The 14966-nt window shown below is 41.4% G+C and carries 11 protein-coding genes; 5 read left to right on the top strand and 6 right to left on the bottom strand.

All coding sequences use genetic code 11. The features are described from left to right. Window positions 1–31: 31 nt before the first annotated feature. Together CFE23_RS14000 and CFE23_RS13995 are read right to left on the bottom strand one after the other, a co-directional pair. Window positions 32–2836 (bottom strand): triple tyrosine motif-containing protein, encoded by a 2805-nt coding sequence (locus CFE23_RS14000; protein ID WP_291089163.1) that lies wholly within the window; start codon window positions 2834–2836, stop codon window positions 32–34. Between the two features lie 125 nt (window positions 2837–2961). Beyond that, entirely contained in the window at window positions 2962–5793 is a 2832-nt protein-coding gene (locus CFE23_RS13995; RefSeq protein WP_291089161.1) for a T9SS type A sorting domain-containing protein, read from the bottom strand. Between the two features lie 391 nt (window positions 5794–6184). Between CFE23_RS13995 and CFE23_RS13990 the strand changes: the two genes are divergently transcribed. Continuing rightward, window positions 6185–6637 carry a lipocalin family protein gene (locus CFE23_RS13990; protein ID WP_291089158.1) on the top strand — a complete coding sequence of 151 codons (453 nt, stop codon included), beginning with the start codon at window positions 6185–6187 and terminating at the stop codon, window positions 6635–6637. A 34-nt stretch (window positions 6638–6671) separates the two neighbouring features. Here the strand turns inward: CFE23_RS13990 and CFE23_RS13985 are convergent, their stop codons facing one another. Beyond that, window positions 6672–6947, bottom strand: coding sequence for an ATP-dependent Clp protease adaptor ClpS (locus CFE23_RS13985; protein ID WP_291089155.1), 276 nt, complete (start codon window positions 6945–6947; stop codon window positions 6672–6674). Further along, entirely contained in the window at window positions 6947–7780 is an 834-nt protein-coding gene (prmA, locus tag CFE23_RS13980; RefSeq protein WP_291089152.1) for a 50S ribosomal protein L11 methyltransferase, read from the bottom strand. Before prmA ends, CFE23_RS13985 begins: the two co-directional genes overlap by 1 nt. Before the next feature lie 150 nt (window positions 7781–7930). On the opposite strand from prmA, the gene CFE23_RS13975 reads away from it, so the two are divergent. The 4 genes from CFE23_RS13975 to CFE23_RS13960 all read left to right on the top strand — a co-directional run bounded on the left by CFE23_RS13975 (window position 7931) and on the right by CFE23_RS13960 (window position 13711). Beyond that, the gene (locus CFE23_RS13975; protein ID WP_291089150.1) at window positions 7931–9172 is read left to right on the top strand and encodes a porin; all 1242 of its coding nucleotides are present in this window, start codon (window positions 7931–7933) and stop codon (window positions 9170–9172) included. Between the two features lie 159 nt (window positions 9173–9331). Continuing rightward, window positions 9332–10501, top strand: coding sequence for a proline dehydrogenase family protein (locus tag CFE23_RS13970; RefSeq protein ID WP_291089148.1), 1170 nt, complete (start codon window positions 9332–9334; stop codon window positions 10499–10501). Window positions 10502–11109: 608 nt separating this feature from the next. Then, a complete protein-coding gene (locus tag CFE23_RS13965; protein WP_291089146.1) occupies window positions 11110–12291 on the top strand; it encodes a hypothetical protein in 1182 nt (393 codons plus the stop codon). Between the two features lie 7 nt (window positions 12292–12298). Continuing rightward, entirely contained in the window at window positions 12299–13711 is a 1413-nt protein-coding gene (locus CFE23_RS13960; protein WP_291089144.1) for a hypothetical protein, read from the top strand. 539 nt (window positions 13712–14250) lie between these two features. Here CFE23_RS13960 and CFE23_RS13955 read toward each other — a convergent pair. Both CFE23_RS13955 and CFE23_RS13950 read right to left on the bottom strand, forming a co-directional pair. Beyond that, a complete protein-coding gene (locus CFE23_RS13955; RefSeq protein ID WP_291089143.1) occupies window positions 14251–14556 on the bottom strand; it encodes a type II toxin-antitoxin system RelE/ParE family toxin in 306 nt (101 codons plus the stop codon). Then, window positions 14540–14779, bottom strand: a complete 240-nt coding sequence (locus CFE23_RS13950; protein ID WP_291089141.1) for a hypothetical protein — start codon at window positions 14777–14779, stop codon at window positions 14540–14542. Before CFE23_RS13950 ends, CFE23_RS13955 begins: the two co-directional genes overlap by 17 nt. Window positions 14780–14966 lie beyond the last annotated feature (187 nt).

Here is a 14966-nt window from a genome sequence, read left to right as displayed (position 1 = left end):
TATAGGGGAAATTTAGAAATGTTGTGTTTGACTATATCGATAAAATGTATTCGACAAGCCCTTGTTCGTGCTCCAGATCCATTTTCTTCCGCAAACGATATCGCTTTATCTCGACACTGCGTACTGAAATGTTCAGTAACGGAGCAATTTCCTTGGAGGAGAGGTTCAGGCGAAGGTAAGCACAGAGCCTTAAATCGTTTGGAGTCAGCGCAGGGTGTGCCTGTTTTATTTTCTTCAGAAAGTCTTTATCGGCATTATTGAAAGCTTCTTTGAAAGCATTCCAGGTGTCCTCTTCGTTAATGTTCTTGTTAATGGTGGTAATCACGGACTTGATACTTCGGTTATTTGGGTCATCCGTAGTTTTCTTCAGGTCATCCTTAATCAAAGTTAACAACTCATTTTTCTGTATCAGGCTCATGGTTGACGCGGCGAGCTCCCGGTTTTTACTGTCGACGTCCATGGTTAGTTGTTCATTCCTGATTTTCATCAACTGCTGTTCATTTTCCAATTCCTTGATTTCCAGCAACAGGTTATTTTCCTCGATCAGTTTTTCTTTTTGTTTTTGATAGAAATTCTTATACGATTTATTGATGAAATGTCCCATAATCATAATTAGAACCACATAGACGATGATCGCGAAATTAGTGGCGTACCAAGGTTTTAGTATTGTAAATTGATATTGTGCTACATTTTCGGAATAAGAGTTTCCAATTTTCGCGCGGACTTTAAACGTGTAAGTTCCGGCACCAAGGTTTTTAAAATTTATCGTCGATTTTGACGACAGCGTGCTCCATTGGTCCTGCAAGCCTTCTAAAAGGTATTCGTATTCAGCATTGATGTACTTGTTGAATTCCGGTACTGTATACGTAAAAGAGATGTTATTGTCGCTGTAACGGATATCGCTACCCTTGTCGATGTCGATGTAGTTCGGCGCCTCGTTTAATTTATTTGTAGCGATTCCGGTAATGATGATTTTGTAATTGCTCACACCAAAGTCGTCAATATTTAATGTGTAATACCCATCGGTAGTGCCGATTAGATAATTGGAACCGCTTATCCTGCTGATGTTTTCATATCCCAACATCGAATTGGTAAGCGAGGCCGGAATAGGAATGACATTTTGCTTCAGTCCCGCACTCAATTTTCCCGGTGAAAAATAGTTGATGTAATTTTTGGTAAACAGCCAGAGTTTGTTGGAATTGTCAACGATAAGATTGCCCGAGGTATATTCGTCTTTTTCGAATATGTTGCTTAGAAAACCATCTTTTACAAAATTGCCTGACTTTTCGTCGAGCCTGAATACGCCGTCTTTATAGGCATAATAAATACGTCCGTTGAACTTTACAAGGCCTGCGTTTTTGCCTTTCGTAGGCGTGGAATAGGTCTTAAGTCCGGAGCCTTTTCGGTAATCTGAGTCGACATGCATTCGGAAAATGCCCTTGTATTCGTGGCTGATCAAGATGTCTTTCCTGGAAGTGAGTTCAAAATACTTCGCCGAAAAATCGTAACCACTAATGCGATTCCTGAAAGACCAACTGCCATTGACTTGCTGTAGTACGGAGATACCATAGTAATTCCCCTGCAGCAAAAGATCACGTCTTCCGGGTGCGGTTTCGAATCTCCACGTTCCTGACGCTGAAAAGACCATCGTTGCGTTGTTTCCCCGAACGATATAAGTTCCCATGTCGTGACCGCAGAATAAAGTACCTTCATATTCGAATAAGGACCAAACCTGCCCTTTGGTACCGTTGATAAATTGATAGGTGTCGTTTGAATTGCAATTTTTGTAAAACAATCCTTGATTGGTACCGATATATAAGATATCCTGGTATAAAATTGAGGCATAGACAGTACCCAGCACGCCGGTATCATCGGTAAAACTCTTAACTGGTGACTGCAGGTTGACGCAGTTTATACCATTGTCCAACCCAATCCAAAGGTTGTGGTCATGATCTTCATATAGTGACAAGGCGGTGTTGTTACTCAGGCCTTTCGTCTGTGTGAGGTGGTATCTTATCTTTCCTTCCTTTGACAATATGAATACGCCATTGGAAACGCATCCCAGTGCAAATCCACCATCACTTAACCATTGTGTGCTGTATACGCTGCTTTGGCTTAACGCGTCGTCGGCTTCCGTTGTCCATTTCGTTGCGACACCATTCTGGATTTTAAAAAAGCCGTTGTATTGTGTCTGCGCGATCAGTCCTTCACTATCCGAAACCAATCCTACGATTTTGTTTTTTACCAGAATCGGGTTATCGGAAACCAGTATACTGCGGCCATTTTCAATCTCATAGAGACCGTCATTCAGCGACTGATAATAAATGGAATGGTTTGCGCTGAATGCTTTGCCAATAAGATTTTTTGGCTTTATGATGTTGAATCCCCCTGTTTTTGAATCATAGATATAGATGCGGTTCAGCGATTGGAAAATGATCCATTGGTCGTATTGCAGGATGTTCCAAAATTGCTCGTCGGCAAGTATTTCAGACGCAATCTTTTTACTAAGCGAATTATATTTCAGTCTGCCGTTTTTTTGCTTTTTCCAGAATCCAAACTCCATGTAGCAACCTGTGTAAATCCTGTCTCCAATCACTTTAACGGAGCGCATGATGGTCTCATTTGGAGTGGGGTACAAGGTCCAGTCAGTACCGTTGTATTCCAGCAATCCTTCATTATTGGCTGCGTAGATATAATGATTCCGATCTTGTGAAATCATCCAGTTTTGATTGCCCGCTTCGTAGACTGAGGGACTGTATTTTAAAATAGGTGGCAAATCCTGGGCAAGCAACAACCGGGTGCTGCACAGTAGTATCAGCAAAGATAATCTAAGCAAGGAGCAGTATTTTTGGGAAGTTTGGTTCAACATCGGATAAAAGTAAAGAAATCTTTTCAGCAGCGTAAAATTTGTGTAAAAAAAAAGCACGAAACAAGTTCGTGCTTTTTATAGTTAATGTGTTATTATTTGATAACCAGTTTTTGAGAGGATGTTTTCTCGCCGACCGTCAGGTTCACGATATACACACCGGCACTAAGTGCGCTGGTATCGATTGAAGCGTTTGTGGCATTCGGAGCAGCCTCAATAACCTTTTGTCCTAAAGTGCTGAATACACTAATGGCAGCAATATTCTCAGGTGCTGTAAACTGAACATTGTTTGTCGCAGGGTTAGGGAACATAGCTATTTTAACAGCAGCCGGATTGCCAACATTTAGGTTATCTGTGCTGAAATACACGTTATCCACGTAAACTTTTGAGCCTGAGCTGGCAAAAATAAGCTGTGCAATATGCTGTTTTGTAGTCAGGTTTACAAAGTCAGCGATAGGAAGGTGTAAAGTAACCCACTCATTTTGAGTTGGCGTAAACGTCAATTCATGCTCTACGTCATCGCCACCACCAAAAGCGGCATCGGCACCGAAGTCTACCAATTTCACTTTAAATACGCTAAAGTTAGGAGACCAAACATCAACGTTGAAATGTGTCATCGATGTAATATCCATTTGCTGGGCCACAGTTTCAATCCCTACAAAATTGAGTCCTGTGTATTTTTTAGTATCATTTCCGGCCACTTGTACGTCAGTCAGGACTGCTGCTGACCAACTTGTCTGCCAGGTGTCAACCGGAACGTTCGTGTAAACGTTGCTGAACATTGACATTACCTGTGCTGCAGGAAGTGTTGGGTCCGGAGCAGCAACAACAGGATCTGTTGGCACAGGAACTACTGATTCATTGCTGAAATACACGTTGTCCACATAAACTTTAGCGCCGCTACTTGCAAAAATCAGCTGTGCAATATGTTGTCTTGTAGTCAGGTTTTCAAATTCTGATAACGGAATATGATAAGTGATCCATTGGCCTTGTGCAGGGTTTGAGTAAATTAATTCATGTTCTACGTCATCACCGCCGCCAAATGCACCGTCAGCACCAAAATCAACTAGTTTGATCTTGAAAATTGAAAAATCAGGAGACCAGACGTTTACATTGAAGTACGTCATTCCAGTGATGTCGAGTTGGTTTGCTACCGTTTCAATACCGACGAAGTTAAGTCCGGTGTATTTTTTAGTATCATTTCCAGCAACCTGAACATCTTCAACAGTGGCATTTGACCACACCGTTTGCCAGGTATCTACAGGAACGTTCGTGTATACATTACTGAACATCGAAAGTACCTGTGCCTGAGGAAGCGTTGGGTCTGGAGCCGCAACCAATGGATCTGTAACCGGAGGAGTGACGTCTTCGTCGCTGAAATAAACGTTGTCAACATACACTTTGGCATTGCTGCTTGCGAAAATAAGCTGGGCAATGTGTTGTCTTGTAGTAAGATTAACGAATTCTGACATTGGAATGTGTAAAGTTACCCATTCATTTTGTGCAGGGGTGAAAGTGAGTTCGTGTTCCACATCGTCGCCGCCTCCGAAAGCACCATCAGCACCAAAATCGACTAATTTCACTTTAAATACTGTAAAATCCGGTGACCACACGTCGACATTGAAATGGCTCATTTGTGTGATGTCCAATTGTTGTGCTACAGTTTCAACGCCTACGAAAACAAGGGATGTGTATTTTTTGGTGTCGTTTCCTGCCACCTGCACGTCTTCCACTGTTGCTGAAGACCATGAAGTCTGCCAGGTATCAACCGGAACGTTAGTATAGACATTGCTGAACATTGACATTACCTGTGCTTGAGGAAGTACTGGATCTGGTGCAGCGACTACAGGGTCTGTTACCGGAGGAATCACCGTTTCGTTACTGAAATACACGTTATCCACGTATACTTTAGCGCCGCCGCCTACAAAAATTAGTTGTGCGATGTGCTGCTTTGTAGTAAGGTTAGTAAAATCGGCAATTGGGATGTGTAGCGTAACCCACTGGTTTGTCGCAGGGGTGAAGGTAAGTTCATGTTCTACGTCGTCGCCACCGCCAAAAGCACCATCGGCTCCGAAGTCAACCAGTTTTACTTTGAAAACGGTGAAATTTGGAGACCAGACATCAACATTAAAGTGGGTCATACTGGTAATGTCCAGTTGCTGCGCTACGGTTTCAATACCTACGAAATTGAGTCCGGTGTATTTCTTAACGTCGTTTCCTGCTACCTGTACGTCGGTTAGTGTCGCATCCGACCAGCTCGTACGCCAGGTATCTACCGTTACATTTGTATAAGCGTTGCTGAACATCGAAATCACATTGGCTTCTGCTACAGTGGGATCCGGGGCCGCAGTGACCGGATCGGTAACTACAGGAGTTGTTGTTTCATTGCTGAAATAAACATTGTCCATAAATACAGTGCCACCGCCACCAACAAAAATTAATTGTGCGATGTGTTGCCTTGTAGTAAGGTTTTCAAAATCAGAAAGTGCAATGTGGTAATGTATCCATTGGCTTTGGGCAGGCGCGTTGAAAGTGATTTCATGTTCGCGGTCATCTCCGCCTCCGAAAGCCGCATCTGCACCAAAATCTACTAGCTTCACTTTAAAAATACTGAAGTCAGGAGACCAAACATCCACATTAAAATAGGTCATGTTTGTGATGTCAATCTGGTTCGCAACAGTTTCGATGCCAACGAAACTTAACCCAGTATACTTTTTTACATCGTTGCCGGCCACTTGAACGTCAGAAACCGTTGCTGCTGACCACGAGGTCTGCCAGGTATCAACCGGAACATTTGTGTAGGTATTACTGAACATCGAAATGACGTCAGTTTGCGGAAGCACAGGATCACTGGCTGGAGAAGCCGGTTCTTGTGCATATCCCAATGAAAATAACATCAGGAAAATTGATATTGTAATTTTTTTCATAAAAAGTTTGTTTTTTTGTTCAATACCAAATGTATTACGAATACGTTGTAGTTGGTGCAGATGGACATTATATAAAAACTATACAATAGAAAGGTTCGAAAATGTTGGCAAAATCCCAATGAAACTTGGTAATGTATTCTCGCAACGGACTTTATGGCACTGTCGGTTTTTTCTTTCAGAAGCGGTATTGTTGAGGTAATGTATTGGTAAAATCGACTTCAGATATTGTGTATATCGGAATTATATTACGGATAAATTTCCCTTTTTCGATAAATCCGGGATTTAACTGGTTAAATTAATAAATGTGAATTTCATAATGATGTTTAATATAATTTTAACAGATAGAGCGCCACGAATGTTTAAATTCGTCCCATAACAAAAATTAAATCTCATGAAAAAACTTAGAGTATTAGCGTTGGCTTTCGTTATGACAGCCGCGGTGAGTTGCAGCAGCGACAGTGATTCCGGTCCAGCACCAACTATTGTAGCCAAATGGAATCTTTCGAAAACGGTTACTACGATTGCCGGGGCTTCAAACACAGATACGTATGCGGACAACGAAGTAGGATGTGATAAGGATTACGTAGAATTCGTTCAAGGTGGAAATTTCAGGAATATTGTTTTTAACAAGGATCCGCAAAACAATTGTACAGAAGTTGGGGACGATGCAGCGACGTGGGCGCTTACCAACAGTACAAACCTCACGATTACAGGAGGAGAATTTGCAGATACTTATACAGTAATCAAACTTTCAGGATCTGAGCTGACTACTAAGGCAACGTCCACGATTGGCGGAACAGAGGCATCTGTAACGTACTATTTTAAAAAGGCTACTACAAATTAAAAAAAATCCCTTAGCGAACGCTAAGGGATTTTTTTTACACAATCTCTGCGCTTAAACCGGCTTCAAGTAACAGTGAGCACTGTGGCTTAAGTTCATCTAACAAACCCGTTTTCACCGTACATTTTCCTTTGTAGTGGACAATAAGCGCGCATTGTTCTGCCTGTTCTGACGTGTGGTTGCAAACCCTTACTAACGTTTCGATAACGTGATCAAACGTATTCACATCATCATTATATAGCACAATCTCATTACTGTTCCCAATGGAGTCCATGGTCAGTACTTCCTCTAAAACTTTTTCAATCGTGTCCATTAATTCGAATATTTTAGCGAGACCCAATTGTTTCTCTGGAATTTCTTTAAAAAAGTTAAGCCTTTCTCGGAACAACACGCATCAATCGCAGTAATGTCTTCTTCGTAGAAACCACTCAGCAGCAATAATCCGTTCTTATTAAGACAGTTTGCATAAGCCTGCATATCATTCAATAAAATGTTACGGTTAATATTGGCGATAATCAGATCGTAATTTTTGCCTTCAAGCAATGCTGCATCGCCTTCATACACTGTAATGTGTTTACAATTGTTTCGCTCAGCATTTTCTATTGAATTAAGGTAACACCAATTGTCAATGTCAATGGCATCAATAGGGGAAGCACCTTTCATTTCTGCTAAAATGGCAAGTATAGCAGTACCACAGCCCATGTCAAGTGTCTTTAAGCCGCTGACATCCATTTCGAGTAAATGCTGAATCATCATGTGTGTTGTCTCATGATGCCCGGTACCAAAACTCATCTTTGGCTCAATCACAATGTCAAATTCCGCTTGTGTTCTCGGGTGAAACGGCGCACGTACGTGGCATTTTCCGTCGACATCAATCGGTTCGAAATTTTTTTCCCATTCTTCATTCCAATTTACCTGTTCAATTTCTTCGACGGTGTAGGAAACCGTAAACTCGGGAGAACTCAGCAAATAAATACCATCAAGGATGTCGTCAGTCCAAAGTTGTTTCTGAACATAAGCGGTAACGCCAAAATCCGTCTCGACGAAGCTCTCAAAGGGTTTTTCACCCAACTCCGCAACTAATATTTCAGCACCCAATTCCTTTGGTTCAATGGTAAAATGATACCCTAAGTAGACATTTGACATGGCTCGTAATTTTTTTTGCAAAGGTAAGAATAACTGTGGAGTAACGCTTTGTGGTGTGTAGAATTATTATCGGGATTTTTTTCCTCACGGGAGTGCTTCCAGAGTTTTCAAACTATATTCTTACTTTTACGCCGCTAACAACAACACAACATGAAAAAGATTACGCTTTTTTTAATGCTTTTTATAACGCTGGGTTCGAATGCCCAGGAAATTATCCGGACTAAAAAAGACAATGATCTGAAGCTTTCGTCGCTCCCATATTATAATTACGGTAAAGGGCTCGGAATCACTTCGCCCGATAGTTTATTCCAATTCAATATACGTTTCAGGATTCAAAACAGGGTAACCTATTTCGATAATGAAAATCAGGATCCATATTTCGAGGGACAGGTACGCCGTTTGAGGCTGCGTTTCGACGGTTTTGTGGGCAATCCAAAATGGCTCTATGTCATCCAGTTGTCTTTCGGAGCAGGCGACGTTGGTGTAGAGCGTACAGGCGAAAACCTGAATGTTATTCGTGATGCGATTGTTTATTATCGGCCGAGTAAAAAATGGCAGTTAGGTTTTGGAGTTACTAAGTTGCCGGGAACCCGCCAGACGGTGAACTCTTCGGGAGCACTTCAGCTATCCGATCGCTCTGTTAACAATATGAGATTCGGCATCGACCGCGATTTTGGTTTTCATTTTGCAAACCTTAACGAAGTTAAAGACAGATTTTCGTATAATTTCAAAGCAGCGGTAACAATGGGTGAGGGCAGGAATTGGACAACGAACAACCCAAATATTCATGTCATAAAAGATGACAATGGCCTTTCATATACTGGAAAGATAGAGCTATTGCCGTTTGGAACTTTTAAGAAAGACGGGCACTATTTTGAAGGCGATATCCTGCGTGAGCCAAAGCCGAAGGTAATGGTTTCCGGCGCATACAATTTTAACGCGAAAGCCAGGAAAGCCTCTGGACAAACAGGAGATTTGTTGCTTGAGGCACGCGATATGTCCTCGGTGTTACTGGATGCGATTGCGAAGTACAATGGATGGGCGCTGATGGCGACCTATATGAGTCGTACATCGAAAGACCCCATCACCCAAAATCCGCTCGACGCGACGCAGACCAGGGCGGTTTTTACCGGTCATGGAATGGACTACCAACTCAGCTATGTATTTCCATCAAAGTATGAATTGATTGCGAGGTTCTCCATACAAAAAGTAGCGAACGAGATTAGGGCGTATTCGCCAAATACAGACCAATTCACACTCGGCTTGAACAAATATATCTGGGAACACGCGCTAAAACTACAGGGTGAAATTACCAATGAAACGCTTCAATACGCTAATGGTAATTCTTTAAAAAACTGGTATTTAAGATTTCAAATTGAAGTAGGGATTTAAGCTTATTCAGGAATGCCAACCGGATGTTTATTAATATTATACAATACCTAGCCCATCGATTCGATGGCTTTTCAACGTGAATTTCAATGATTGTTTATTCCTGAATCTTAATTCCTAATTCAGAAATCCCGCTTATATTTGCATCATTATCAATATTCCATGGAAAAAATATTCAACAATACAGAAAATGCCTTTGTGCTGAAGAACGATACGGAACTAGACCGCGCTTATTTTCTTTTCAAAATGATTGCGAGCGAACCATTGGTGCGTATCGGTACGGCAGTGACAAACTTTGCGATTAAGGCCCATTTGCCTGTCGAAGGACTGATCCGCGCTACCGTGTTCGATCATTTCTGCGGCGGCGTTAATGAAGCCGATTGCCTACCGGTGGTGGATAAGTTATTTACGAAAGGTGTGTCGTCAGTATTGGATTATTCTGTGGAAGGAAAAGAAGAAGAAGCACAGTTCGACGCCGCGCTGGAAATGACTTTAAAGACTATCCATTTTGCAGAGGAAAAGCAATCAATCCCTTTTGCAGTTTTTAAACCAACGGGTTTTGGGCGGTTTGAGTTATATGAAAAGCTTGGCATGAAGCAAACACTTAATTCGCAGGAACAAGCAGAGTGGGACAGGGTGGTGGCCCGTTTTGATAAAGTATGCCGAATCGCACACGATAAAAACGTGGCATTGCTCATTGACGCCGAAGAAAGCTGGATGCAGGACGCCGCCGATGATTTGGTTGCTGAGATGATGAAGAAGTACAATAAGGAAAAAGCCATTGTGTTCAATACCTTACAAATGTACCGCCATGACAGGCTGGACTACCTTAAAAAGTTGCATGAAGTTGCTGAAGCCGAAGGTTTTTACATCGGGATGAAGATTGTGCGCGGTGCATACATGGAAAAAGAGCATAAGCGCGCCGAGGAAAAGGGTTATCCTACGCCCATCTGCGCCACAAAACAAGCTACGGATGATAATTATGATGCAGCCATTGCATACATGATGCAGCATTTAGATAAGATGGCAATTTTTGCAGGCACCCACAATGAAGAAAGTTCTTATGCTTTAATAGAAATGATGTTGCGGAAAGGCATTGAAAAAAATGACCTGCGCATTTGGTTTGGTCAACTATACGGAATGAGCGACAATATCAGCTTCAACCTCGCTGCGAATGGCTACAACGTTGCGAAATACCTGCCTTTCGGGCCCGTACGTGATGTGATGCCTTACCTGATCCGACGCGCTGAGGAAAATACTTCTGTAGCTGGACAGACCAGCCGTGAATTATCCCTGATTAAGGCAGAACGCGACAGGCGTAAAGGGCGGTAGTCTTTATTTCATGATTTTCTTCACCTGGTCGATTTTACAACCCTCGGGCAGCTTTTCCCCGAAGCGACTTGACGCTGTGTTCATGTGACAGCCGGTTGCCTATTGGAACAGGATATTTCCTGCGGTAAACCAAAGACAAAAGCCGAACAGCGTGTTAGCTAAAATGAAGTTATGGAAAAATAATTTCATTTTACAACGAAAACAGCAATTAGCTGCGCTCAGTTTGATATCGCTCGGGTGCGTGAAACCGCTTGATTCTAGGAGGTAATTATGTGTCAGGTAAATTTTGGATAATAAATATTTTTCATAATTATTTTTCCCAGCCAAAAATCGGAACCCAACATCCAATTCTGACTATCTGATTACATCAGGCGATATCGTAAGCAAATTTATTGGCATAGGCGAGTAGTCCAATTTATAGTATTGTTTTTTGTCATTCAAAAGATGATTTCCAACCTTTTTCAAAATCGCTCATTTAGGCGTTGTGTTTTTGAACAATCTCTTATAACGACATTGCAATGCCGATTGCCTGGATTATTAAATCATTATTAAAAGCGAAATAATTATTATAAGGACTATATTTGGTCCGAATTTTAATTTTAATGATGATGAAAATCAAATGTTTATTGCTTGGTTTATTGATTTTTGGCAAAATAAATGCCCAGAGTGTATCTGCTGAAAACGTGTCGTTCCAGATGCTTCAACAGCCAAAAGAAGTAATCGATGCCAATTCCCGTACGTTCAGGGTAACCGTAACATCGCCTTACAACCTGACTGCTGATGACGTGATCCGCCAATCCAAAGAGGATTTCAAAAATGAACAGGCAAATTATACGCAGACTGTCGCAAACAGTGAAAAGGAGTTTCAGCAGAAATTAAAAGATTATGACAACGATGTAATCAAGGCAAAAGAAAAATTTGCGCTGGAATCGGAAGAGTTTAAGAAGCTTTCAGCATTGGAACGCCTCGCCATGACCAGCGAAAATAAGAATCCAAAGCTGGTGCTCCCAAACAAGCCGGAGTATGTAAAACCGGCCCCACCGGTATATCGTGAGCCAAACCTGAACGATTATACCATCATGGATAATAATGTACTTGCCTCGCAAATCAATATCAATGGTTTTACCAGGGAAGGCAGTACAGTCGATATCATTCTTGATATTAAAAATGTAAACTTCCAGGACAACGCAGGGCAGACTTATGCGAACCAGCCTACAAAAATGGTTATCAAAGTAAACGGCACTGAAAAGATCAACAAGACGTTCTTTACAGAGTATGCTTTCATATCTTCTTCCCCAAGCAACAACATCAATAAGCCTGCACAGGAAAAAGCACACCTAAATAAGGTAATCCAGTTCCTGAATGATTTTATCAATGAGCAATATGGCTTTATTACAGTAAGTAAGTCTGTTAAGATTCAAAGCGTAAAGAACAAAGGTAAATATGATGACCTTGCCCGTGCGGATATTTACGTGACTACGAACCTCAAGAAATTGCAGCCAATGGACAAGGAAGTCAACGACATGGCCCTGAGCAACATGCAGAAAGGTATCGACATCTGGACGCAGACATTGGAAAAGATTGAATACAAGAACCCAAAAGCGGACTTCAATGCGAAGATAGCCGAATTCATTTATTTCAACCTGATCCGCCTGAACCTTGCGCTGAACAATAAAAAGGATGCTGAAAAGTACCTGAATCAATTCCAGGAGAACCAGATTTATATGAAATTGTCTTCTGATGATGAAAGGGAACTAAACAGCCTGGAGACTCAGGTTTACCGAAAATAATAACACTATGAAAAATAAACTATCCCTGCTGTTTGCCTTTTTACTGATGCCGGTAGCTTATTCCCAGGTTTACCAATGGGGCGAGAAATTTGAGTTCGATGCTGTAGCCGAAATGGACCCGACTTTCGTATTGAAGGACAATTACAATACCTATCTCTTTACCGCGATGGACTTCGGTGGCCTGATGGCCAAGCACCAGATGGTGCTGCGTAAGTTTGACCAGAAGAGTAAACTTGTGGAAACTTTTACCTACGATTTTCCGAAATTCGATCCCAATACCCTTCAGGATTACCTTGGGTTTGCAGAAGGTACTGATGGTAAGCTGGCTGTCTTTACAAAAACCTATTCAAAGAAAGCACTGAAATGTGTGATTTACAAACACGAATTTGATAAGGCAACTTCTAAATTCACAAGTACCGAATTGCTTTCTACACCCATAGTGTCCAATTCCAAATCGGGCGATGCCCTGTTGCAAAAATCAGAAAGCGGACTGTTTACCGCGATCAATTACAGGCCGCAGAAAGAAAAGGATGGTCCGGAGAAAAATATCGTTATGGTGATTGATGACAAGCTAAACGTCTCGTGGCAGAAAGAATTCCAGTTTACAGACAAATTCTTTACTGAATCATTTGCAGTGAGTCCTTCTGGGAAAGTGGTGTTGAAGCGGAAGGCTTCCGGCTGGAAAGTAAGCCACTACCTCGTGTATACTTCAGCTGATATGCAGGATGTCAGGAATATTGAGGCTGAGGTAGTGTTGCACCAACCTCATGTCATCGCTATCGGTTCCCAGGAATACGTATTGGTGTTCAACTATCCGGCAAAAGGACTACGCTCAGGTGACTTTGGAAACCTACTCCTTTATGATCTGCATAATGGCAGGACATTAAGCAATAGCAAGATGGGGGAACTCAATCCCGGCAACGCAGAGGATATACTGATGCGTCATATCGCTGTTGAAAACAATGAAATTACCATTTTCACAGAAGCCAAGGTTGAGGTAAAACTGCCTGCGGGTGCGCCTACACCCGGACCGGGCGAAATTGGTTTCATGGAAAAGGCCTATGACTACGGGCCGTCAAATGTGGTGGTACTGAATATTGACGGCAGCCTGAAAAACATCGGTAAACTGGCTGTGGATAACGGACGTGCCAAAATCTTTCACTCTTATGGATTGGTGAATATTAAGGGCGATTACTGGATCAATACGGCTGACCAAAACGGATTTTACAAATACGCTGATAGCACTAAAAAAGTCAATTTCGGCTATAACTACACCGACGGCGATCAATACAGGAACCAGAGTTGGCAATATATAAAACAACTTGTCACTTACTATCCTGATACAAACAAAATTGTATTGGTGAGGCTTTCCAACAAAACTGAAATGTCGCTGGTAAGCGTTACCGGCATTCCGCAATAAGGGAGTAATTACCCAAATAGTAAAAGCCTTTCCGTTTTTGGGAGGGCTTTTTTATTGGTTGACAGTCAATAATCAAGTATTCCGTTGGCTATAATGCCGCACAATTGAATCAGCACAATACCTGAATTCTATTTTTCCTGGCCTTGTATTGGTTGATGCTTTACTTCTTAGGTTTTTCATTTAAGCAAATAGTTTAGTATGAGTCCGTTTGTATTTTCATTTGTGGCCTATCCAAGGGCGAATACGGATGTATAAAATAGACTTTTACCTTAGCATTTTTAGTAAAGAATTTGAGTATTTTTTATAAGCCGTTTTCATACGACAGTTTTAAGATATTTTCTGTCTTAAAATTGCGCTGGATTCTTGAGTTTGAGTCGCCATTTCCTATACGTCCGGCGGCTTCACGTCAGTTGCGGCATTTGGAACTGTCCCGAAGCTTCGGGACTCGGCTGGACAGAAGGAAGTTATGGAAAAAGTTGGTTCATTTTACAAGGGAAGCAGCAATTGCGTGAAACCGCTGTTATGCGATGGTTTAATTTTTACTTCAGCTTTCTCTTTTTTGGACTTTGACGATTTGAAAAGAATGAGATGATTTCAATAGTATTGTCTTTCACACGATAATATAAAGCGTTGTGTTTTGCAACTACAACTCTGCGAATTTCTTTTTTTATTTCTGAAGCCTGGAATAGGTTAGGATTATGAGAAAGTAAACTGAGTGTTTCCTCGATTTCTGAAGCAAGATTTCGTAATTCTCTGTCTGTCCAGTTTTCCTGAAGATATTCGATGGTTTTTTCTAATTCACTTAAAGCAAAATTTGTCCAAAGGATTTTATAACCATTTGCCATAAAGCTGTTTTGCTTTTGAATGTGAATTTAATTTTCCAGCGTCTGCATCTTGCAATCCTTTTTCAATAGATTGTTTTTCATTTTCAGAAATTGAATTCCACCAATCTTTATTTTCTTCCTTTTTGAGGTCAATAATTTTATTAAGCACTGATAAATCTTCAATAGTTGATAACCACTGGATCAATTCTAACTTTTTACTTTGGATGTTTAATTCAGCTTTCATGTCTAAATAAATTACTTCTTCAAAAGTACATTTTAATTTTGAAGGTTGTACGTCACGCTGCGTTAAAACTATCGCATAACGTCCGGCGGCTTCACGTCAGTTGCGGCTTTCGAAGCTGAGTATTCTCGGCGTGGACAAAACGAAGTTATGGAAAAAGCGGTTACATTTTACAAGGGAAGTAGCAATT

Source organism: Flavobacterium sp. BFFFF1, assembly GCF_002256285.1.
Taxonomy (GTDB): domain Bacteria; phylum Bacteroidota; class Bacteroidia; order Flavobacteriales; family Flavobacteriaceae; genus Flavobacterium.
Note: the sequence above shows the minus strand (reverse complement) of the source record. Positions and strands in the feature narration are given on the sequence as shown.